Genomic DNA, 25,723 nt, shown 5'->3' with positions numbered 1-25,723 from the left:
AATACTTGTTTAAAAATTAAGATTTACCTGCTCAAGTGTACTTTAGCTTCATACTACGCTCCTACGGAATAGAGCAAAGAAAGTCTGCAATATTAAATTTATTAGTGTTTAATATCACATATAAAATTAATATTTCAGTTAATAAAGAAGAGTGTTTGAGAGTTTTAAATGCGCTTGCTTGCAAAGTACAGGAGGTAAAAACCATCAGTGAGAGGTTAAGGTAATTGCACATGTACGCATTTTAGCAGTTTTTATCTCCTTTTTTTCAGAGTTTATGAGAAATCCGGGCTTAGTGCCAATTAAAACAGTAATATAATTTTGCTGTCTTACTGTTGGTCGGCGATCGCAGGTAGAGTCGATGCCCGGTATTATCCGGGGCACCTCTCTGTTAAATCTGGGCGTGCGGCTTTCACCGCACCCAGCTAGGGATGAGTGGATTCAAGGGACGCGGTTTCCATCGTTTCAAGAGGGGTTCATTGCCTGCCTTACCGATTTATTTCCAAAATCAAAACCGAATCACTGGCTTAATGTTTTTGTTAAACATCGCTTTGCGAGTTTTTACCCTCATGGAGTTTGTTGTTAAACTCGCACTCCAGAAAGCTCAAGATTCTTTGCAAGGTCTTTACGATGGTAATCCCAAGCGAAAAACTGACCGCCCTTCGACAGAACTTATGCTTAAGGCTTTTTGTAACCTAACTATTTATTTCCTCCCTGATTCTACCGTCTTTATTACCCCCATCAACCAGCTTCAAAAACAGATTCTTTCCGCAATGAAAATGCCTGAATTCCTTTATGATCTCGAACTTAAGCTGTGTAAGACATAATTCCCCCTCGCAAGGTCAAAATCAGCGATCGCATTTCTGAAACTATTGATAGTTAAGGATTTCAGGTTGTTGCGGTTTTCTTAGCGTACAGATTTCCCGTTTTGGCACAGTCTAGCCTATTACCCCATCTAACGTTCTTATATGTCGAGGATTATTGTATTCATTCCACATTGCTTTCCCGCACACCGGGCATTTCTTTTGAACAAAATCGAGTACTTCAAACAATGTTGCCTCTGATTTTAGACTTTTTCTTGCTAAGTTTTTGCACCACTGTTTCGCTACAAGGTCAAGATTACAGGATTTTAAAAAAAGGCAATGGCAATTTGAGGCTATTTTTTAAGTGTTTTTTGTCTAAGTCCCACTACTCAGCCATCCGTTAACCGTTGCGGTCTTTGTCAATAGTTCAGCTAGGACTTGGACATGAGGCTTAGCCACCATCGTAATATGATTGCCTGGAACGAAATGAATATCCACAGGTTGGGCAGAAAGTTTGTCCCAACCCCACGCTGAATCTTCTACAATATCGAAAGTCATCTCACTAATAGTCTCGTCAGTAATCATCTCGCTGGCACGAAAAAGAGTAATTCGGTTTGGATAGACCTCTTGTGAAACATAATCAATTTGACAATTAGCTTTGAAAACTTGTACCCAATTGCGAAATTGCCTGATGTCCGTTCCCAGAGGTAAAGCCTTAGCCATTTCAAAATGTTCTAGGAGATACTTGAATTGCTCATCTAAATCAAGGGGCTGGAGATCAGCGTAAGACACTTTCAGGTTCTTTTTGAATAGAAGTTCTGCCGCTTTTGAAAACTGAGTCAACCATTGAGCATCATCCCAATCATCGGTTACTAGTTTACTGGAGCCAACAATCGGTGCTTCGGTGTCGAAAATGGCAAGTAGACCCACCTCATGTCCTTGCTTTTGCAACTGAATTGCCATCTCAAAAGCTACCTTACCCCCAAATGAATGACCTCCTAACAAATAGGGACCTTGGGGTTGAACAGCCTGTATTTCTTCAATGTAATGCAGTGCTATGTCCTCAATTCTGGTGTAGAACTTTCCGTCATCAAGGCCTGGTGCTTGTAAACCGTAAAATGGTTGGTCTGGGCCAAGATAACGTGCCAAATCATATAAATAAATGACATTTCCATTGGCTCCAGGTACGCAGAAGAAAGGCTGCTTTGAACCGCCTGGTTGAATCGCTACCAAAGATGACGAGACAGAGGAATCAGAGAAATCTAAATCCTGTCGGAGAATAGCTGCTAATTGCTCAATCGTCGGGGCTTGGAACAGAGTTGCTAAAGGCAGATTTTTCCCAAACTGCTGCTGAATCTTAGCCATCAAGCGAACGGCTAAAAGGGAATGACCACCAACCTCAAAAAAGTTGTCCTGTAATCCGATGCAGTCAACTTCTAGAACCTCTGACCAGATTTGTGTTAGTTGCAGTTCTATTGTGTCACGAGGTGGGACAAAGCTGACCAAGCGATTGACTTCCAAATCTGGTGCTGGTAAGGCGCGGCGGTCTACTTTGCCGTTGGGGGTCAGGGGTAGAGACTCCAGGATAACAAAAGCGTTTGGCAGCATATATTCTGGCAACTTCTGCTTGAGAAAGTGCCGCAATTCGCTAGTTGTGGGTGTTGCTTGGTGTTGTGGCACAATGTAGGCGACTAAGCGTTGATTTTTGGAAGTATCCACTCTGGCTGTGACTACAACTGAGTGGACTTGAGGGTGTTGACTCAGTAATGCTTCTATCTCACCCAATTCGATGCGGAAGCCCCGAATTTTTACTTGATGGTCAATGCGTCCTAAATATTCGATATTGCCGTCACTTAAGTAGCGTGCTAAATCCCCGGTTTTGTAAAGCCGGGAATCGGGATCAGCACTGAAGAGGTTGGGGATAAATTTCTCTTGTGTTAATTCTGGGCGGTTGAGGTAGCCTCGTGCCAACCCAGCACCACCGATGTGTAACTCTCCTGGTACACCAATGGGAACTGGTCGTAAATACTTATCTAGGATGTAGATTTGTGTGTTGGCTATGGGACGACCGATAGGTGGTGAGATATTATTATCCTGTCCATAAGAAACTACTATCCCTGAAGTTGTGACAACAGTATTTTCAGTTGGGCCATAATTATTCACTATCTGGAAAGGGACTAACTTTGATGGATATCGATGAAGCTTATCTCCCCCAGTTAGTATAGTTCGCAACGCTGTAGTTTCTGTCCATTCCAGAGACAATAATTGCTCTGCCAGCGGTGTTGGCAGAAAACTGATAGTGACCTTTTTCGATTTCAACCAATCTTGTAAATCCACTGGAGACACAAGGATTTCAGGTTTGACTAAATAAATACTTGCTCCTGCGGTTAGGTAAGGCCACAATTCCCATACAGCAGCATCAAATGCTGTTCCGGCTAACTGAGTGGCTTTGTCTAATGAAGTGATTTCAAAAGCACGTTGATGCCAGAACACTAGATTTAGCAGTCCATGATGGGCAACTAATACTCCCTTTGGCTGACCTGTAGAACCAGAGGTATAAATCACATAAGCTAAGTTACTAGCTTTGGTAGCAGTGATTAGATTCTCTTGGCTTGACTGAGAAATCATTTGCCAATCAGTATCCAAACAGACAACGTTTCCTTGAAGCTCAGGTAGTTTGTCAAGGAGTGGCTGTTGAGTCAGCAGTACTTGAACTTGAGTGTCTTCTAGGATGAAGCTCAAGCGGTCTTGAGGATACTCTGGGTCAAGTGGCACATAAGCACCACCAGCCTTGAGAATGCCCAACAGTCCCACAACCATTTCTAAAGAACGCTCGACGCAAATACCTACCAGCACATCGGCTTTCACACCCAAAGACTTCAGGTAGTGCGCCAACTGGTTAGCGCGACAGTTCAATTCATAGTAAGTCAGTTGTTGATTTTCAAATACGACTGCCACTGCATCTGGGGTACGCTCAACCTGCTCCTCAAACAACTGATGAATACACTGATCTTGAGGATAATCTACCTGAGTATCATTCCACTCAACTAATAACTGCTGTTGCTCAAATTCTGTCAGTAGGGGCAATTGGGAAATGGGCTGCTGTGGATTCGCCACAATTCCCTCAAGCAGTGTCACAAAATGATCTGTCATTCGCTCAATAGTGCCTGCATCAAACAAATCAGTATTGTACTCCCATACTCCCACTAGTCCGGTAGGAGTGTTCTGCATTGCCAAGGTCAGATCAAACTTTGCAGTTGCACTTTCTGTGGGCAATAAACTGATAGTTAACCCAGTTAACTCTATGGTCGATATGGGAGCATTCTGGAGGACAAACATTACCTGAAACAGTGGTGTATGGCTGAGGTCTCGTTGCGGTTGTAATGTTTCCACCAACATTTCAAATGGTAAGTCTTGATGAGAGTATGCATCCATTGCCATTTCACGAACACGAGTGAGTAATTCGCTAAAGCTAGGATTGCCTGATAAGTCTGTACGCAGAACTAAGGTGTTGATAAAAAAGCCAATTAACCCTTCAATTTCACTACGATTGCGGTTAGCAATGGGAGATCCAACCAGAATGTCTGCCACACCTGTGTAGCGGTAAAGTAATGTATCAAACGCTGCCAACAGCGTCATGAACAAAGTGGCTCCTTGCTGCTGACTCAGTTGTGTTAATCCATTAGTTAGCTCAACAGAGAGTGCAAACTCTTGATATGCCCCTGTGAAAGTCTGCACAGATGGTCTGGGCCGGTCTGTGGGGAGCGACAATAAAGCTGGTGCCGAAGCCAGTTGTTGTTGCCAGTAACTCAGTTGGCTTTGCAGTACATTTCCTTGTAACCAGTGTCGCTGCCAAATTGCGAAATCTGCATATTGAATTGGCAGTGGCGCTAAAGGTGAGGGCTGACCCTGAGAATAAGCATTGTACAGGGCTGATAATTCTTGCACAAACACACCTATTGACCAACCATCAGAGACAACATGATGCATAGAAACTAACAACATGTGTTCTGTGTTATTGAGCACGACTAATGTCGCTCTAACTAATGCTTCCGTTGCCAGGCCAAAAGGTTGAATAGCTTGTTGTTGTGCTAAAAGCTTAGAAGCAATTTCTTGTTCAGTTGTAGATAAATGCTTCAATTCAACAATTGATAGTGTCCAATTCGTTTGTGTTTGAATGATTTGAGAAGGTTTTCCATCAACTGTAATTAAATTGGTGCGTAACGCTTCGTGGCGATGAATAATTTCTTGTAAGCTTTGTTCTAAGGCAGCTTGATTAAGAGTTCCTACTAGACACAAAGCTAAAGGTATGTTGTATAAGGCACTGTTCGGCTCGAACTGATCTAAAAACCACAGCCGATTTTGGGCAAATGACAGTGGTAATTCTGCATCCCTTGCCCTTGGTAAAATGGGCAGGGAGGTCAGTTCTAAGTTTTGTTGCTGCAACTGCTGAATTGATTGCGCTAATTCGGCAACTGTCGCTGCTACAAACAGGCTACGCAAGGGTAGTTCTACTTTGAAAATGTTGCCAATGCGTGAAACCAGTTGCGTTGCTAGTAGTGAGTGTCCCCCAAGTTCAAAGAAGTTATCATGAATGCCCACTTGCTCTACTTTTAGAACCTGTGCCCAAATTTGTACCAGTATTTCTTCAACGGGGGTGCGTGGGGCTACATATTTGTCTTTGAGTTCGCTGTCTAAATCTGGTGGTCTTAATGCACGGCGGTCTACTTTCCCATTAAGAGTTAATGGCAGCGACTCCAACATTACAAAAGCATTTGGCACCATGTACTCTGGGAGTTTTTCCTTTAGAAAGCGACGCAGTTCTCCAGCTTGAGAAGATTGTTCCACCTTGGGTATAACGTAAGCCACTAAACGTTTATCGCTTGGTTCATCCTCCCGAACCACTACCACGCTTTCCAAGACGGCTGGGTGTTGCACCAGTAATGCCTCAATTTCTCCCAACTCAATACGGAAGCCACGAATCTTCACTTGCTGGTCAATTCGCCCTAAATACTCCAACTCGCCATTTGGCAAATAACGAGCTAAGTCGCCAGACTTATATAGTATTGCTTTTGGATTGTCGTTGAAGGGGTTAAAGATAAACCGTCCTGCTGTCAGTTCGGGACGATTGAGATAGCCACGAGCTACCCCGGCACCACCGATGTACATTTCACCTGGAACCCCAATGGGCACTGGTTGTAAATGCTTATCTAGCAGATACATTTGTAAGTCTGGAATCGGACGACCAATTACACTTGCCGTGCAATTCAAATCGGCTTTGCTCAATGGACGATAAGTGACGTGTACAGTGGTTTCCGTAATCCCGTACATATTCACTAACTGGGGCGACTGGTCACCGTGCCGCTCAAACCACGGCTTCAAACTCAACAGATCCAAGGCTTCTCCACCGAAAATAACCAGGCGTAACTTCAAATCACCAACAGTTGCTTGAGACTGTTCTGCTTGAATTAACTGGCGAAAGGCTGAAGGTGTTTGATTGAGAATTGTTACTTTCTCTTGACACAATAACTTATAGAAGGATTCTGGCGATCGCGTCATTAAGTAAGGTACTACTACAAGTCGTCCACCATAAAGCAAAGCACCCCAAATTTCCCAAACAGAGAAATCGAAGGCGTAAGAGTGGAATAGTGTCCACACATCTTGAGAGTTGAAGTGATACCAAAGCTCTGTTGCTTCAAACAGACGCACAACATTATAATGGTTGACTAAAACGCCTTTGGGTTTACCTGTGGAACCAGAAGTGTAGATGACGTATGCTAGGTTATTGGGTGTTGCTGCGTTTAGAGGGTTTGACTCGCTATTTTGAGCAATTTTTTCCCAGTCGGTGTCTAAGCAGACGACACGCGCCTGATGTTTAGGAACACATTCTACTAATTGCTGTTGGGTTAACAGCACCGAAAGTTGAGCATCTTCTAACATAAAACTCAAACGCTCTTGGGGATACTCTGGGTCAAGTGGCACATAAGCACCACCTGCCTTGAGAATCCCCAACAGTCCCACCACCATTTCTAGTGAGCGCTCCACACAAATACCCACTAGTACATCGGCTCCCACACCCAATGAGCACAAGTAATGCGCCAATTGGTTAGCACGATAATTCAACTCATAATAAGTCAGTTGTTGATTTTCAAACACAACTGCCACTGCATCTGGGGTACGCTCAACCTGCTCCTCAAATATTTGATGGATACATTGAATAGAGGGATAATCTGCTGGAATCGAGTTCCATTCTACAAGTAACTGTCGTTGCTCAACTTCTGTTAACATTGGCAATTGCGAAATGGGCTGCTGTGGGTTGGCAACAATTCCTTCAAGTAATGTCTGAAAATGCCCTGCCATGCGATCGATAGTTTCTGGAGCAAACAAATCAGTTGAGTAAGCTACTATAACCCGAAGCCCTTGGGAATGCTCCCAAATGTGCCATTCTAGGTCTAAACGGGTCATGTTGTACTCGAACTCTAGCGGACTTAGTTGCAGCCCTTTTAGTTGTAAATCTCGGATTGGCACATTTTGTACAGCAAATGTCACCTGAAATAATGGGTTTTGACTCAGATTGCGCTCTGGTTGCAGTTCCTCCACCAGTTTTTCAAAGGGTAAATCCTGATGAGCATAGGCATCTAAAGCTATTTTCCGCACTCTGGTAAGCAAATCGCTGAAGCTAGGGTTGCCGTCAAGGTCGGTTCGCATCACTAAAGAATTGACAAAAAAGCCAATTAGCCCTTCTATTTGACTATGATTACGGTTGGCAATTGGCGAACCCACTACAATATCTGTTTGACCCGTGTAGCGATGCAATAAGACTTTGAAAGCAGCAAGCAAGGTCATGAAAAGAGTCACATCATGTTGCTGGCTGAGTTGCACTAGCGCCTGTTTGAGATTTTGGGGGAGTTCGAGAATTTTATTGGCTCCAGCAAAAGACTGCGCTGGAGAGCGCAGGTAATCGGTGGGCAATTGTAGTACAGTAATATCTGCCAACTGTTTGCGCCAGTATTGGAGTTGTTCAGTTTGTGCTTGTTGTAACCATTGGCGCTGCCACACGCTAAAATCAGCATACTGGATGGGAAGTTCTGGTAAGGGTGAAGGCTTGCCAGTTACAAAGGCTTCGTAGAGTACAGCGAGTTCGTGGGTGAACACTCCCATTGACCAGCCGTCTGAGATAATGTGGTGCATGACTAACAGCAACACATGCTCAGTGGGTGCTAGGCGCAACAACTTCACACGCAGCAAGGGTAGCTGAGTTAAATCAAACGGTTGGGAGGCTTCAATGGTTGCCAGTTTGCGGACTTCATCCTCGCATTTTCCTTGAGGTAAATCTTGCAGGTCGATAGTGGCAAGTGTTAACTCCAAGGTGCAGGCTATTAGCTGCATCGGCTTTGCTTCAATTGTCTGAAAGCAGGTACGCAAGCTTTCGTGACGACGGATGATTTCATTAAAGCTGCGCTTGAGAGCTAAGATATCTAAGCTACCAACAAGACGCAATGCAAAAGGTATGTTGTAGAACGGGTTAACCGGTATCAACTGGTCTATGAACCACAAGCGTTGTTGAGCAAAGGATAAAGGAAATAAGCCAGTTTCTCTGCTTTGAGGGGTTATTTCTTTTTTTTGTGAGTTTTCTTGTTTTTTGTCACGTAGTTTTAAGAGAAGTTCTAATTTCTCTGGAGATAACTCTGCAATTTTTTTAGAGATATTGGTCAAGTGAGTATCCTCTGTGAATTCAAAGATTGGCGAAAACGTCAAAATACTAAAGTATTGTTGTCTGTTGGATTATTGTCAGGACTTACGCATTCTCTACGAGAGGCTTCTGCCAACGCTTTCGTCTCGCAAAGAAGACGCAGAGAACGCTAACGCGCAGCGTCTCGTTCGCGCTAGCGTCTCCGAAGGAGAAGAGAAGAATTGTAGAATGTGTGTAAGTCTTATTTGTTTGAAGGAAGGCTCAAGTATTTACGGCTGTAAGCATTGCTTTTACTTGCTCTTCATCAAGTTGTTCTAACTGTGCCAAGATATCATCATCTGTTTGTTCAGCTAGTTTTTGTACTATGACAATAGACAGTTGTGCCACTGTTGGATTCTCAAATAAGCTGCCTAGTGGTAACTGCAACTGGAAGACATCTTGCACGCGAGACATTAGCTGAGTTGCCAGTAAGGAATGTCCCCCCAATTCAAAGAAATTATCGTGAATGCTTATGAGTGGGACACTAAGAATTTGTTGCCAGATACTAGCAAGCTGACGTTCAATTTCTGTCCGGGGTGCTACCCATTTACTAGGTTGTTGACTACCCTGAGTGCTTAAAGTCAGCAGTTGCTCTCGCTCAATTGCTCCTGTTTCGGTTAATGGCATTTCTTCAAGCTCTACAAAATCGCAGATGCTCTTAGTGCTAAAGCGATCGCGCACTACAATTTCTGAGAAGCTATCAATAGAGGAATCATTGCTATCGCTGGTAAAGTAAGCAGCTAATTTCTGAATGCTATAAAATTCGTTGTGCGTGTAGCGTCGAATATTGCGATTGCTGCTATCTAAACCAACAATCAACTGTGTCTGATTACGATATAAAGCAGCGATTAAGGAAGTTAATGCCTGCTCTTTGGAGATGATATGATACCCCATACTACGAGCAGCATCCCTTGCATATACTGGATTTCCCTGACTCATACCTACCTCATCCCACATTGTCCAGTTTAAACAGTAGGTCTGAGGATGAAAATGAGAGCGCTGATACAAAGAACAACTATCTAAAAAGCTATTGGCAGCAGAATATGCACTAAAACTAGCTCCTCCAAATACACTATTTATTGAAGAGAAAGAAATAAAAACCGTTTGAGGGTGATTTTTAATCAGTTGATAGAGTGTCCAAGTACCATGAACTTTGGGTCGCAACATAGAATTAAAGGTCTGCAAAGTTTCCACTGTGATGTAGTGGTTATCAATGACTTTCCAGTGGTATTCTAAATTACCTTCACCTGCTAAATGGATAATCCCTGAGAGCGGTTGATTCCACTTTGTCTCAGCTTGGGCAACAGCTTTTTGCAATCCATCAAAATCACATGTATCGATAGCTTGGTAAATAAATTCACCACCAGACTCTTCAATTGCTTGATAATTTTTAATCCGCTTCCCAATATGTGTTTGTTGGCCAATATACTTCGACCATTCACTTCGATTTGGTAACTCTGTTCTACCTACAATAATCAGTTTTGCAGAGTACTCCTTGATTAAAAATTGGCACAGATATGTACCTATTCCACCCAATCCCCCTGTTACCAAATAAGTTCCGCCCTGCTTAAGGGGAATCTCCTGAGTTGGTTGCTGACACATATCTACTTTGGCAAGAGATGATACCAAACGCCGATTGTGACGATAGGCAATTTCTGTATCACTGCTAGAAACGTGAAGTTCTCGCAGAATATGCTGTGCATTCACCTCCACAGATTCAACTTCTAAGTCGATGTGCCGACATTGCAACCAAGACAACTCTAGAGGAATTGTCTTCAAAAATCCAATGAGAGTAGATTTTTCATAAGCAATTTTATCGGCACTTGAGGTAAACTGTGCATGGCTGGAAATAACTTGCAACTTAACCGAATGTTCAGAACCTTGAATTTTAGCTAGAGCTTGCACCAAAAATAGCAAACTATAGATTCCCTGCTTTTGGGCTTGTTCCAGGGATTCTAAGGTAGAAACTTCTCCGGCATACTCATCATAAGTCCATAGGTGCAGAATTTGGGCGATGTGGAAGTTATCGGCTGCTAAAGATTCTAGTAAAAGGCGATAGTCATCGGGTTCATCAGGATTAATGCAATAGCGAAGGATGCGATCGCCTCCTACTTCACTATTCAGTTTGGCAAATTTTGAACCAGCTTCCACACAAACACAAGGTTGATTCAGTTCTCTACAAATCAATTGCCCTAATCCCAAGCGATCAACAAAAACTAGGTAAGAACCTGACTGAAGGCGATCGCTATTCTTTGCTGCTTCCTTGAACTGCCAAATCTTACGGTAAAACCAGTCTGGAACTGTGTTGGCGTTGCCTTTGAGGATGTCAAGCCGTTTGAGAATGTCTTTAAATTCACCGACTTGAAAACGCTCTTTGAGTTGGGAACGTTGGATCTTGCCAATGGTAGTCTTAGGAATAATCTGTTTTTCAACAGGAATCAGATAATCTGGATTAACGCCAATATTTTCAACAACCAGGCTGCGAATTTCCTGAGTCAACTTGACAACGTTTGCTTCTTCAGCAACAACTGGACTGAAAAAGATTGCTAATTTATCAGTGTTGTCAAAGGCACTACGGACAGCAACGGCAGCAGTATATGAAACTTCAATGCCAGAAAGCTCTTCAACTGTTGATTCGATTTCATGACTGTAGTAGTTAATACCATTAATGATAATTACATCCTTCTGGCGACCAGTAATGGACAAACGCCCTTGGTGTAAAAATCCTAAGTCTCCCGTATTCAACCAGCCATCCTCAGTGAAAGCTTCTTGGTTAGCTTCCGGGTTTTGATAATAACCACAAGTCACTGAAGCTCCTTTGACCTGCACACGTCCAATTGTTTCCTCTTCCACAACCTGCTCTTGTGCATCTACAATCCGCACCTGAAAACTAGGAATAGGCGCTCCCACTTCCACAAACGAATCATCATCTGTGGTTGAGGACAGGGAAAAGTTGTGAGAGAAAACCACGCCAGAACTGGTTTCAGACATACCCCATGATGGATGCATAGCAGTTGCACACAGCCCATAAGGGGCAAGCAAGTGCAAAAACTGTCTGGCGTGTTTGGCTACAATTGCCTCGCCGCCATTGAGAATAAATCGCATGGAAGAGAGATCCCAACTACGCTTGCTTATTTCTTGCGCCCGGTCGTTAATTAGCCCATAAGCAAAGTTAGGTGCCCAAGTAATCGTGGCTCGATACTGCTCTATCCAATCCAACCATAAAAGAGGATTCTGCAAAAATAGTTCCGTCGGTGCATGAATCTGTTGGCAACCAAGATAGACATCCCGAATATGGAACATCACCAAACCTCCTACATGGTCTAGTGCTAACCAATTCAAGGAGACATCATTACCACTAAAATTATTCATGATCGCGGTAGCAGCTGAACGGCTTAACAAAGCATGATGGCTCTGCATGACTGCTTTGGGAATGCCTGTACTGCCAGAAGTCAACAGCAAGATTGCTAAATCTTCTGGCTGGCTAACATGCCAATTCTGGTCGGGTTGACAACGGCGTAATTCATCGATAGCTTCAATTTGAAAGTTTTCTAAGTTTAATACCTCTGACCAAGAACGAATTGCTGAAGCTAGCTTTGCTGTAGTCAGTACCGTTGGTCGTCCTAGCATCTGCCAAGCATTTTCCAGCTTACTAGTGTTGGTGTTACCTCGCTCATAAGTTGGAGCGATCGCGATCGGTACTGGCACAAAGCCCCCCAACACGCAAGCCCAGAACGCTGAGATGAAATCTTGATTTTCCTCTAACTGGAAAATTACCTTGTCTTGAGGCTTTAAACCCAGCTTTCTCAAACCTGCGAGAATTCGCTGTGCCTCCAAGAGCAAATCCCCATATAATTGAGTACGTTGGTTGCAATCTGATTGGATGTAAACAATTCCTTTGCTTGGGTTATCTTTAGCTGCTCGGTGTAGGGCTTGTACTAAAGTTGGGGTATTTTCATCTAGATGTAGTGGTTCACCATGACTAATAGCTAGTCTGTTTGACCCTGATTTATTGTTGCTCACCTCCTTTAAATACGCTGACGTGAGGACTTGCCGATCGCTTTTTTCGCGGGTGGTGACTTGATTATCAGGAAGCAAATCAGACAAATGGATTGGTAGGAGGGCAGGAACTTGCTGTTGCACCACCACTGCGACTTTATCTATTTCCGGCAATGCTTGTAGTTTTTCTTCCCATCTTTGCACCAAGTCAAAGTCAATAACTTCTAGACGGGATAAAGCTTGTTCATCTACTTGTCCAGTTGGTGTGAGGGGTAGAGCAGATATCGGTACATAGGCAGAGGGGAGTAAGTGAGTCGGTAAAAGAGTTTGCAAGTGCAATTGTAGTTGCTCTGGAGAGAAGGTTCCTGACACAACTACGTAAGCTATTAGTTGTGGCCCTGCTGTTTCTGTTTCCTGCACCAGCACCCAAGCATCATCTACAGCAGGAGACGCTAACAAGGCTGTTTCCACTTCTGCGAGTTCTACCCGATAACCTTTAATCCAAGTCTGCCTCTCTATGCTCCCTAGTAGTTCTAAGGTACCATCGTTAAGACGGCGTGCCAATTCACCTGTTTTGAACAACCACTGATCAGAGGTTTGTTCCAAGGGATTTTTGATCAAGCGTTGGGCTGTTTCTTCATCAACGTTGAGATAACCCCTAGCTAAATTTGTGCCGCCGACATAAATTTCCCCTTTCACCCCGATTGGTACTGGTTGCAAGTGCTGATCCAAAATGTAAACAGACCTGTAAGTGGGATGACCAATGGGCAGAGTTGGTTGTGTGCCGAGGGATTGAACTTTTAAGCTTGTCAATTCTCCCGCAGTTTCAGGTAAGCCGTAAAGATTGTGTAACTCAGCTGTAAAATGCGCTCTGAACGCTTCAACTACAGATTGTTGCAATGGTTCGCCACTGCACAACACTAAACGTAGCGATCGCAATTCTACTTTTTTCTCTTTACTTAAGTAGGTAATCAAAGCTGACAGCGCAGTGGGAACAAAATTAATTACACTCACTTGTTGACTAACAATCAAATGCTCTAAGTCTGTTGGATTGTCTTGATTGTGGGCAGCAATGAGCAAACGTCCTCCCACAACCAAAGGCCAAAAGATTTCCCTAACGGCGGTATCCTGAGTTAAAGGAGCTTTGTGCAGCACTACATCAGACTGTGACAAAGCAAAGGTTTTTTGCAGCCAATTCAGACGTTGACTAACTGCGCCATGTTCTACTAAAATCCCTCGCTGTGACGAGTATATGACATAGGCAAGGTTTGCGGGTGTTGTTTGATGAGGCAGGTTTTCCTCGCTTTGTTGTGCAATCTCCTGCCAATGTGAGTCTAAGCAAATTACCTGCGCCTGATGTTCTGGAAGATGTTGTACTAGATGCTCTTGAGTCAACAACACTGATAACTGAGTTTCTCCTAAAATCAATAGCGATCGCTCCCTTGGCTCAGTTGGGTCTAAAGGCACATATGCACCTCCTGCCTTGAGAATACCCAACAACCCGATGATCGTTAAAAGCGATGCCTCCGGCAACGTCTCCGACGAACGCTCTACACAAATGCCAACTACAGTTTCTGGGCCAACTCCTAGTTTTCGCAAATAGTGCGCGAGTTGATTTGCCTTGGCGTTTAACTCTTGGTAGGTTAATTGCTGGTCTTGCCAAACTACTGCTATTGCATTGGGCTGGAGTTGTACTTGCTTTTCAAACAACTCATGGATACATTGATTTGCCGTAAATTCATTTAGTTGAAGATTCCATTTTACTAACAGTTGATGCTGTTCTTCCTCTGTTAGCAAACCTAATTCACCAATAGTTTGGTTAGGATTAGCAACAATAGCTGCAAGTAAAGTCTGGTAATTATTTACCATCCTAGTAGTGGTGTCTGCGTCAAACAAATCGCTGCTATATTGCCACCAACCTAGTAGTCCGTTTTTTGTCTCCCAAATCAACAAGCCCAAATCACTGCCAGCTGTTGCAGAATCTAGCATTTGCGGAGTCAAAGTGACATCAGCTAACTCGAATGCATCTAGTGAGAAATTCTCTAAGACAAACATGGTTTGGAAGAGAGGATGGTAGCTTAGAGAGCGTTCTGGTTGCAAGGCTGCTACTACTTGTTGAAAGGAAACATCCTGGTGAGCATAAGCAGACATTGCAACTTGCCGTAGCTGAGTGAGGAATTGAGAATAAGTAGGGTTTCCTTGAATCTGGTTACGTAGCACTAGAGTGTTGGCAAAAAAGCCGACAATTGGTTCAAGAGCCCGATGATTGCGGTTGGCGATCGCACAGCCAACACATATATCTTCTTGTCCGCTGTAACGATAAAGTAATATTACGTAAGCACTAAGCAATATCTGATATAAAGACACTCCTAGCTTTTGGCTTAAGCTATTGAGTTGCTCGGTCAAATTGCGATCAATTTCAAATTGCTTGCTATCACCTTGGTAAGTCTTGACTGAAGGGCGTGGTTTGTCTGGGAGTATTTCTATGGAGGGTGTAGCACCAGCTAACTGTTGTTTCCAGTAGTTTAGTTGTTTTTCTAATACTTCCCCAGTTAACCATTGTCTTTGCCAAACTGCAAAATCAGCGTATTGGATGGATAATTCGGGGAGGGATACAGGATTTCCTTCTATGAAGCTGCGATAAAAGGTAGACAGTTCCTTAAAGAATATCGACATTGACCAGCCATCTATAATGATGTGGTGCATAGTCAAGATCAGCGTATGGGATTGCGATCCTAAGCGCAGCAAGTTAGCTCGCAATAAAGGGCCGTTACTTAAGTCAAAAAGCTGGCTAACTTCTTCGTCAATGATTTCTTGCAGCTTTGCTGCTGGTAAACCTTGCATATCCATCACTGGCAAGGTAATTTTGAAGTCTTCGGCAATTACTTGCACAGGTTTACCATCTTTTGCGGGATATGTAGTCCGCAAACTTTCGTGACGGCGAATAATTTCGTTGAGACTCCACTCTAAAGCTGGAATATTCAACGCACCTTGAAAATTTAACCCGAAATTGGTGTTATAATATGGTATTTCGCTTTCTGCTTGAGAGACAAACCACATTCTTTCTTGGGCAAAGGATAAAGGTAAACCGTGCGATCGCTCCACACGCACTATCGGATCGGCATTGCAGAGTATTGCATTCTTAGCTTCTTCGAGAAAGGCAACAATTTCTGTTTTGCGTCCCAACAGTTCTTTTTTCAGGTCTTGGTTTATCACTCCCTTGGGAGCGCGATAACTTAGCTGATTTCCTTCAAGGGAAAGTTTGATGCCTAAACTATTCAAGTAAGAAACAAATTCTAGAGTTGTCATTTATAGTACTCCTTCTTCTATGTTTTCTTCTGCGTAGTCAATAGATACATTCCACTCTTGAGCTGCAATTCGCAACGCTTCAATGCTCTGTTGCAAATCAACTACAGTAGGAGATGCAAAAAAACGATTTACGGACAACTCTATAGAGAAAGACTCGCGCAAACGAGCAATAACTTGGAAGGCGAGCAAAGAATTTCCCCCCAGTTCAAAGAAGTTGTCGTAAATGCTGATTTGCTCAATTCCTAAAACTTCTTGCCAGCTTTGAGCAATCTGTCGTTCCATCTCGTTTATAGGAGCGACAAATTCTTTTGTGCCTAAACCGTCACCTGTGTGAGTTATGCCTTTAATCAGTAAGTTGCGATCAATTTCCCCGCTTGCAGTCAGTGGCATTTCTGGGATTTGCACAAAGTCACAGTTGACAGTTGCTTGGAAGCAATCTTGCACCATCACATCTGATAACCCCAGGACTTCTAAATCATTGCTGTTGGTGTAATAGGCAGTTAATTTCTCTAACTCACTAAACTCCCCAGAAAAGCGGCGAATTTTGCGATTGCTGCCGTCTAAACCAACAAACAGCGGTGTTTGGTCATGGTATAAACCAGCTATTAAAGAATACACTCCTTGCTGAGGTTTCATGTCATAGTAACCTTGGGCGCGGGTTAGGTCTTGCCTTTGATAACCTTTGTTAATCCCTATTTCTCGCCAAATTGTCCAAGCGAAGCAATAACTCTGCAATAAACCAACACAGCGCTGATATTGATTCAAACTTTCTAGAAAAGTGTTAGCAGCAGTGTAACCGCCAATAGTAGCGCCGCCAAAGAAACTCATCAAAGATGAAAAGCTAATGAAAACTCCTTGCTTTTGGTTCATCAATATCTGATGTAGCACCCAAGTACCGAATACTTTCGGACGAAGTATGGCGGTTAAACTCTGCCGTGTTTCATCTAAGAGTAAATGCTCGTGGTAAATTCCTGCTAAATGGATTACTCCTTCGAGTTTGCATCCCCAGCGTAACTTTGTCTGTTCTACCACTTGTTGTAATTTGCTGAGATCGCAGATATCCACCGCTTCATAAATTACTGCGTCCCCAAGCTGTTTTAATTCTTGGTAAGCCTGAATTTTTGCTGATATGTCTGTAGAGATGTCGGATACAAGGTTTTGATTAGGTAGAGGAGTTCGACCGACTAAAAGCAATTTGGCGTTAAAGGACTTAATCAGATATTTAGCAATTTCAACACCAACGCCGCCAAGTCCGCCGGTGATTAAATACATTCCTCCTTGTTTGAAGACAAGTTCTTGCTTTGAGTGCTTTTGGAAATCTACTTTTTCCAAACCTGCAATTAAACGCTTTCCGTCGCGGTAAGCAATTTCTTGTTCTTTTGATACAACCTGAAGTTCTTGCAGGATAAAATTGCCATTTTCTTCTACCTGGTTTGGCTGTAAATCGAGATGACGACAGTTCAACCAAGGTATTTCTTGGGGAATAGTTTTAACGACACCTAAAACTGGGGATTTTTCATAAGCTACTTTGTCTGTTGGCTGTGTAGTCTGGGTGTAGCTGGAAACAAACAACAATTTAACTGTATGTTCAGAACCCTGAATTTTTGCTAAGGCTTGAACGAGGAATAACAAACTATAAATTCCTAAGTCTTGTGTCACCTCAAGCGCTTCTAAACTCTTGATTTCACCGCTATACTCCTGATAATTCCACAAGTGAAGAATCTGTCCGATCGCTAGATTATCTGCTTTTAAGGTCGAGAGCAAACGCTGATAATGATCTGGATTTTCGGGAGCTAAAGTATAACAGTTGGCGCTGAGTTGAGCAAAATCTGAACCCAAAGAAACACACACATAAGGCAGATTTTGTTGTTTTAGTTGCTGGCATAAAAAAGTCCCTAATCCTAATTCATCGAGAAATACTAGAGTCAGGTTTGTCCAAGGGTTAGGATTCAATATCCTAGCTTTTTTACACCGCCAAACTTTTTGGTAGAACCAGTCAGGAATGGTGTTGGCATTGGCGAGTAAAATATCAAGTTGTTTGAGGATATGATGGAATTCACCAGCTTCAAAGGAATTTTTCAGTTGCGATCGCTGGATTTTGCCAATGGAAGTTTTAGGTATTTGTTCTTTTTCAACAGGAATTAGATAATCAGGATTGATGCCAATCTTTTCTACAACCTGGCTACGAATTTCCCCAGTGAGTTTAACAAGGTTTGCTTGATCGGCAATAACTGAACTGAAAAAGATTGCTAATTTATCAGTGTTGTCAAAAGCACCACGCACCGCAACGGCAGCAGTGTATGAAACTTCTATGCCAGATAGCTCTTCAACTATTGCTTCGATTTCATGACTGTAGTAGTTGATACCATTGATGATAATTACATCTTTTTGACGACCAGTAATCGACAAACATCCAAGGTGGAGAAATCCTAAATCTCCTGTATTCAACCAACCGTCTTCGGTGAAAGCTTCTTGGTTCGCTTTTGGGTTTTGATAATAACCACAGGTAAGGGAAGTTCCTTTGACCTGTACGCTTCCAATTGTTTTCTCTGTTACAACTTGTTGATGTGTATCTACAATTCGCACCTCAAACCCTGGAATTGGCGCTCCCACTTCGACAAACGAATCATCATCTGTGGTTGAGTCTAGAGAAAAGTTATCAGAGAAAACCACCGCAGAACAGGTTTCAGACATCCCCCATGATGGATGCATGGCAGTTGCAGACAACCCATGACCAGCAAGCAACTGCAAAAACTTACGGGCGTGTTTGGCTACAATTGCCTCGCCAGCGTTGAGAATAAATCGCATGGAAGACAAATCCCAACTGCGCTGAATGAGTTCTTGCGCCCTATCGTTAATTAAGCTATAAGCAAAGTTTGGCGCCCAAGTAATCGTGGCTTTATACTGCTCTATCCAATCCAACCATAATAAAGGATTTGCCAAAACTAATTCAGTTGCAGCGTGAATTTGTTGACAACCAACATACACATCACGAATATGGAACATTACTAAACCTCCTACATGGTCTAGTGGCAACCAATTCAAAGAGATATCATTGCTGGTAAAGTTATTCATAATTGCCGTAGCAGCCGAACGGCTTAATAAAGCCTGATGAGTCTGCATCACTGCTTTGGGTATGCCTGTACTGCCGGAGGTCAGTAGTAAGATTGCTAAATCTTCTGGCTGGCTAATATGCCAATTCTGGTCTGGTTCACAGCGACGCAAGTCATCTATGAGTTGAATTTGCAAGTTTTTTAAGTTTAATCCTTGTGACCAAGAACTAATTGCTTGTGCTAGCTTTGCTGTGGTGAGTACTGTTGGTTGCCCTAGCATGTGCCAGGCATTCTCTAGTTTACTGGTGGTTGCGTTGCTGAGTTCATAGCTGGGTGCAACAGCGATTGGTACTGGAACAAATCCCCCCAGTACGCAACCCCAAAATGCGGCGATAAAATCATGATTTTCCTGTAGTTGGAAAATTACTTTGTCTTGAGGCTTTAATCCCTGCTTGCTCAATCCTGCTTTGATTCGCTGTGCCTCATTGAGTAATTCTTCATATGTTTGAGTACGTTGGCTACTATCTGAGTTGATGATTACGATTTTTTGGGTTGGGCTATCTTTGGCTGCTCTGTATAATACTTGTGCTAAATTTTTTGGCGCATCTTCATCTAGATGTAACGCTTCACCCTGACTAATGGCTGGCCTGTTTGACTGCAACTTGTCTTTGCTTATCTCTCTCAGATGGGCTTTTGTTTTATTTGTTAGGTCACTACTTATAACGGCGGCTTTCCAATCAGGAAGCAAATCCATCAGATGTAACGGCGGTAAAGTTTGAGCCTGCTGTTGAACTACCACCGCCACTTGGTCAATTTCGGGCAGTGCTTGCAATTGTGTTTCCCATTTCTGCACTACATTAAAGTCAATTATCTTCAGCAGCGTCAGAGCTTGTTCGTCCACCTCACCTGTAGCCAAAACTGGTAAGCTAGACAACGATACATAGGCTGATGGTAACAGTTCGGCGGGTAAAAATGCTTGTAAATGAGATTGCAACTGTTGTGGAAAAAAGCCTTCTTTTGAAACTATGTAAGCTACTAGTTGTTGGCTGTTAGTTTCTGTTTCTCTCAACAGTACTCGACAATCTTCAATGAAAGGAGCGATTAACAACGCTGCTTCCACTTGAGAGGTTTTAGAGTTGTGGGTCATAACGTTTTTCAGAATTAAGGTAGCTGTCTGCTCTTTTACTGGACACGAGAGAACAATAACTGGTGAGGGGGGAAGTATTTCAGCGTCAAAAGATTGCTTAGAGCCTGTTAAGAAAGAATTTTTACAATTTGCGACCTAAAAAGGTTACTGAGAAAGTATTTATAACTAAAAAGAAGGAAGGTTGTTTTGTGACAAGCTCTTAGTTAGGCTAAATCCTACACCAAGCACTGCACTAGCAATAGCGCAAGCAAGAACTGATACTCTGGGGCGGATATTAAAGAATGTCCCTAGTTTAGCCATGAATTTATTTAAATTTGAGATAAGGTCTTATGTGTTTATACGTAAATGCATTTAGAGTTTTATGTACCTTCAACAACTATGTTGATATTAGCATGCTTACAAAAATAACGTCCAGTAGGTAGACAAGTAACAAATAGGTTTTGAACAAGTCGAGCAAATTAATACTGAAGCAGATAATGACCCTCATACTAGGGTGTTGACTTTGTGAGAAATTAGCCCAAAATTTTTCATGCAATTTCCGTGTCCTTATTTGAAGCAGAAAACACGGTTCTTCTCTTTGAAAGCATAGATTGACCGAAAACTTGAGCGAACCAAGCTTCAAGATAATGTGGACATTTATCTGTCAACACGGACAAATAATTTGGCAACCGACAATTATTAACAGTTAAAGTAATTTAAATAAAAAGTCAAATTCCATGACTTTTACCAACTACCCAATTACGCCGGAAAAACCGGGCTAAAGCTGATTCTTCTAAGGATAAATAAATTGGGCGTCCGTGGGGACAGGTGCGAGGGTTGCGAGTGCGTTGCCAATTATCTAAAAGTGTCTGCATTTCTTGTTGGTTCATGGGTGTACCATTACGAATGGCACTGCGACAGGCGACGGCTACTTGGGCTGTTTGTAAATCGCCTCCCCAACTAAGCTCTAAAATTGCTTCTGCACAGTCGTCCCTCTGTTGCAAAGGTGCAGGGATGTTTCGCACTGCCCAAAGTTGTTCGCCAAAGGGTTCTATTTCTAAACCGATGCGTTGCAGTTGCGATACTTGCGCTGGTGACAATTGATAAAGAATGATTGACGGTTCGACGGGGACAAGTTGCCAATTATCACATAATTGCTCATATAAAACTCGCTCATGGGCAATGTGCTGTTCTACCAACCACATACCACCTGAATGTTCCACCACAATATAGGTGTTGCTAACTTGAGCGACAGCCTTCAAGGAATTAGGAGAGACGCGATTAATCGCGTCTGTAGAAGGGTTAGGATTTTCGTTAGGATTTTGAGAATTGAAATTATAGCTGCCTTTGGCTTCTGCGGCTTTGAGTAATTTACTAACGCGTGTGGTGTGGACAGCTTCTTTGAGATTGTTAGAAGAAATGCTGAGTGCTTGGTTAATTGCTTGGGTAATTTGCTCTTGCCAATAAATGATTTCGTTGAGGTAAATTTCTGTTTTTGCTGGATTGCGATTCCAGTTAATTTGATCGGGAGAAATGGCAAGATGTAGGAAACAAATTGGATAGCGATCGCGTGGTAATGTTCTATGAAATGCTGATAATATTGTTTGCTCTAATTCCGGTGTCTTAACCATCCGTCCGTTGATAGCTACACGTACCCAATCTGGGCGATGACGATGACAGCGATCGGGTAGTCCTACCACTAAGTTTAGTGCGGAGTGGGGAGTACAGACACGATTAATCGCGTCTGTACAAGAGTTGGGAGGGTTGGGTATTTCGAGTTTCACCTCTTGCAAGTCACCTTGTCGCACTTGCGGTAAAATCTGCGGTAGCAGTTGCCCAGTTGTCGAAGCTGGAGAGATGGTGAACCATTGACGATCATTTTGCCAAATCTGCCAGGTGAGGTGAGGATGACACATAGCGATTTGGTGAATTGTGGCTTGCACGGCTTTCATTTGCTGTGCTGCTGTGGGCAATCCCTGACGACGAGATGAGCAATTACCGAAAAGATGAGAAACTGTCACTACTGTACCAGGTGCGATCGCAGTTACTTCAACTTGCACAACTTCCCCACCATCGCCATAGCTAATTCGCCATCCTAATTTTCCACCCACAGGACGACTCAAAATTTCTAAATCTGCCAGAGTTGTTAAGCTATGTAACGCCTCACCACGAAATCCTAAACTGTTAATTTTCCATAAATCGGCACTAGAGCGAATTTTACTGGTGCTGTGGGCTGTGGCTGCTTGTTGTAAATCATCTAGATTCATTCCACAACCATTATCTGCAACACGAATTCGCCATTGCTGTGGCCATAAAGAAACCACAATTCGCGTTGCACCTGCGTCTAGGGAATTTTCTACCAATTCCCGCACCACAGAAGCGAAACAGTCGATTACCTCACCAGCTGTAATGAGATATACGACTTCTGTTGGTAGAGCTTGAATAGTAGATGCCATAAATTATAGTTTATAGCTTCTGGGTGCAAGCTAAGTAGAGGAGATAAGCTGTTACGTATATAACTTGCATTATCAGGGCGGGCAGGATGCCCACCCCACAATCATCTTGAAAAAATATTAGTGCAAATTAAAGGCGCAACAGCTTAAGAAGGCGAATTAACGAGAAATTTTTATTAATTGTAAAGAAAACTCAATTAAACGGGGATTTTTGATAAATTGCTTGTGAGATGATAAGCCAAAAAAACTTATGAGTAATAATTCAGTTGCTGATGTCCATGAGTTAAAGACCCGTTTGCAATGGGGTCAACCAGGTTTTACAATTGTTGATGTGCGCGTAGGCGCAGCCCGCCGTTAGGCATCGCCACACCTACAATCACGGTCGCATCAATGGAGCAATACCCATCCCATTAGACGATTTGGCATCTAAAGCCAAATATGCTCTACATAAAGAACGCCATATTTATATTTATGGCGACAGTGATGAACAATCAACCCAGGCTGCACAAATTCTGAGAGCAGAAGGGTTTGTTGAGGTAGCGGAAATTCAAGGTGGTCTTACAGCTTGGATTTCAGTCGGTGGTGCTACAGAAGGTGTTGCTGCTTAAACTTAACCCAGGTATATCAATCCAAGTCTATTTATTGCATAATTGCTGCTTTTTTGTGCTGCACATTAGACTTCTAACAAAACTCTGAATTAGCGAAAAGGAAACCACAGATAAACACCGATAAATTCTCTGCGTAAATCTGTGGTTTAATCCCTAAAAAATTGACTTTTGCAAGATATCTACTGTGCATTACAGCTTTCTCTACAGCATGAAAAAAACACCTGAGTGCAACATTAATTAACATTAAATCATCTGACTTTCTGCTTACCTCTAGATGTAGTTAATTACTATCACTGGTTGCCAAAACTTTAGGTGGTTCAGGTTTCAGTAACCCATTTAACAGAGATGCGGGACGTTGAGTGTAAGGCCAAGCAAAAGCATGACGGAAAGCTGCATCCTGACAAGCTTGTAGTTGTGCAAAACTGATAATGTTGTAAGTCAAGAGATTCTCATACTCAAACGGTAGACGCACATTGTGCAATCCAGCATTATCAGTACAGATAGCAATATCTACCCCAGCTTCAAAACAACGGTCAAAAACTAATTTGAGTTGACGGATATCCTGCAAAGTACCAGTTTTCAGGTAAGTTGTGGGGCAAACCTCTAAACACTGTCCGCGTTTCGCCACATCATTAAGTAGCTCTGGATACAGTAGGGGAATTTGGATGCCGTGACCGATTCGCATGAGATAGGGTAACAGTTCAGGGTAACAGCCAGCAGTGGTTTCATATAGATGTCCGGTGGTTTTAACGCCCTGCGATCGCGCATAATCATATAAGCTAATCCATTCTTCTAAGCGATCGGCATAATAGGTATCACCCCCGGCTACATCTACTGCACAGACATACTGCTTATTTTGTGCCGCCAAATCAACAATCGCCTTGTTCACCTCATAAGGTAGGCGCGTGTGCATACAGAGAATTTGGCTAGTAACAATCGGATATTCTGGCTGGTGGCTAGCAAGCCCTACTACTTGCACGATTTCTGCCATCTTGTCAATTCTTTCTGATTGACTCAGATGCTCAGGTGTCCGCAAATAGGGAGTGTAGCGCAGTTCTAGATAAGCCAAATTTTCAAAGATGTAAGCACCCCGCACCAAGCGATAGATAAAGTAAGGCAAAGTCTCCACAGTTTGCACACTTTCTACCAGGGTGTGTAATTCTAGATACTCATCCAAGGTGTTGCGTGGACGGGTGTAAAAATCTTCAAATTGTGAATAGTCAGCAAAGCGCGAAATCAACTCCGAAGAATGTCGCTCGAAATATCGCCATAAAACTCTTGGTACGACCGAGCCGCCTAGATGTCTATGTAATTCAGCATATAAAGCCATAGTGGTATTTTTATGTAAAAATTTCATCGATTGTAACAAAAACATAGAAGGAAAAAATCTGGACTCGAAAAAATTTAGCTCCAGAGAATTGGAGCGGAGGTTTCCCACCATCTGGATTTTTCAGATGAGGCTTCCGGTCTAGAGGCTGCGCGAAGGTCGGGATTTTATCCTTATTTTCTGAAAATCCAGCATTTAGATAGTGTTTTGAGCATAAATAAACTTGACATCATCAAGATTAAATTGATAAGATTAAAAACTTTAATTTTTGTGTTATAGTTAAATAAACATTGCTATTGTTGAGGAAAGTGAAATATAACAATATATTTTTTCTTTAACGAAGCAAATTCCTGGCAAGGTTGGTATTAATTGAAAATTCAAGCGTTGGAAGTCAAGGCTGGCGATCGCATTGTTGCTTACTGCAACAATAAAATGCAAATTTGCAAGGTAAAACGCATCTTAGATCCTGGTCAAGCTAATATCACACTATCAGTATTCACCTCTGAGAATTATCGGGGTTGCTCAGTTTCATCTATTGTCCGTTTTCAGAGCAACGCCTTAGTTGATTTAGTAAGTTAAAAACCAAGTAAACATTGAATCTCAAAAATATCTCTAGCTATTGTCCAGCCTCAAGCTGGATATAGTTATTTTAAATGTGCGAGACTGGGGCTGGTTTGGGCTCTACGCACACACAAAACCGTTAATTGTGGCTGGATGATTTTCCAGAAAAATGCCCTCACACTATAAAGAGTGCAGGCGGAAGTTTTTGAGAAAAAAAACTGATATTATGCTCATGCGCCACCAAGAAATGAGAGAACTAGGGACAAAGTGATTAGAATTGTGCTTAGTTTCTATTAGTTTGTCAAATTCAAGGAAATTCTCAACTTATTCAATACTCCAAGATGCTGATTGGATTGGAGTTTCAGTTATTAGCAAAATTGAATTTCTCGCGCGTGTTTTCTGGGCTGATTCAAGAGGATCGTCAGCTTTTTGAGCAGTTTTTGCAACGAGTTGAGGTTGTCAATTTAGTGGCGAGTGATGCTGTTTTGATTAAGAAAATCATTGAAATTCGCCAGCAATATCGGTTGAAACTACCAGATGCAATTATTGCAGCAATGGCGAGCCAAAATTCAGCAACTTTGGTGACTGCCGATCAAGAGTTTGCGAAGGTAACAATTTTAACAGCAATTAATTGGTAGCCTCCTGAGTCAGCAGTCAAGCCTAAGCTAATCGGCATTTAAGCTGCATAATATAAATGCAGAGTCGATTGAAAATAACTATGCCACCACCAGCCAAAAACTTTTTAACTTCGGAAC

The 25,723-nt window shown here is 42.6% G+C and carries 6 protein-coding genes and 3 pseudogenes; 4 read left to right on the top strand and 5 right to left on the bottom strand.

Going from position 1 to position 25,723, the window contains the following annotated elements; all coding sequences use genetic code 11:
• Positions 1–421: 421 nt before the first annotated feature.
• Positions 422–824, top strand: a pseudogene (locus V7K25_RS25140) (IS1634 family transposase); the annotation flags it as partial.
• 351 nt (positions 825–1,175) lie between these two features.
• On the opposite strand, the pseudogene V7K25_RS25135 reads toward V7K25_RS25140, so the two are convergent.
• From V7K25_RS25135 to mutL, 4 genes and pseudogenes are all read right to left on the bottom strand, one after another.
• Positions 1,176–8,516 (bottom strand): annotated as a pseudogene (locus V7K25_RS25135) (amino acid adenylation domain-containing protein); the annotation flags it as partial.
• A 238-nt stretch (positions 8,517–8,754) separates the two neighbouring features.
• Entirely contained in the window at positions 8,755–15,840 is a 7,086-nt protein-coding gene (locus V7K25_RS25130; protein ID WP_335161661.1) for an amino acid adenylation domain-containing protein, read from the bottom strand.
• Positions 15,841–20,040: an SDR family NAD(P)-dependent oxidoreductase gene (locus V7K25_RS25125; protein WP_335161659.1), complete on the bottom strand. Its 4,200-nt coding sequence runs from the start codon at positions 20,038–20,040 to the stop codon at positions 15,841–15,843. It lies immediately after the preceding gene.
• A gap of 707 nt (positions 20,041–20,747) precedes the next feature.
• Positions 20,748–22,475: a DNA mismatch repair endonuclease MutL gene (mutL, locus tag V7K25_RS25120; protein ID WP_335161657.1), complete on the bottom strand. Its 1,728-nt coding sequence runs from the start codon at positions 22,473–22,475 to the stop codon at positions 20,748–20,750.
• A gap of 247 nt (positions 22,476–22,722) precedes the next feature.
• Here mutL and V7K25_RS25115 point away from each other — a divergent pair.
• A pseudogene (locus V7K25_RS25115) lies at positions 22,723–23,080 on the top strand (rhodanese-like domain-containing protein).
• Between the two features lie 280 nt (positions 23,081–23,360).
• On the opposite strand, the gene V7K25_RS25110 reads toward V7K25_RS25115, so the two are convergent.
• Positions 23,361–24,410 (bottom strand): adenosine deaminase, encoded by a 1,050-nt coding sequence (locus V7K25_RS25110; RefSeq protein WP_335161655.1) that lies wholly within the window; start codon positions 24,408–24,410, stop codon positions 23,361–23,363.
• Between the two features lie 366 nt (positions 24,411–24,776).
• Between V7K25_RS25110 and V7K25_RS25105 the strand changes: the two genes are divergently transcribed.
• Both V7K25_RS25105 and V7K25_RS25100 read left to right on the top strand, forming a co-directional pair.
• Positions 24,777–24,986, top strand: a complete 210-nt coding sequence (locus V7K25_RS25105) for a hypothetical protein (RefSeq protein WP_190890347.1) — start codon at positions 24,777–24,779, stop codon at positions 24,984–24,986.
• Positions 24,987–25,309: 323 nt separating this feature from the next.
• On the top strand, positions 25,310–25,606 hold the full coding sequence (locus V7K25_RS25100; RefSeq protein ID WP_335161652.1) for a PIN domain-containing protein: 297 nt from the start codon (positions 25,310–25,312) through the stop codon (positions 25,604–25,606).
• Positions 25,607–25,723 lie beyond the last annotated feature (117 nt).

The sequence above is a fragment of the Nostoc sp. genome (genome assembly GCF_036919495.1).
Classification (GTDB): domain Bacteria; phylum Cyanobacteriota; class Cyanobacteriia; order Cyanobacteriales; family Nostocaceae; genus Nostoc.
The sequence above is the reverse complement of the archived record's forward strand: the minus strand, read 5'-3'. Positions and strand labels throughout refer to the sequence as shown.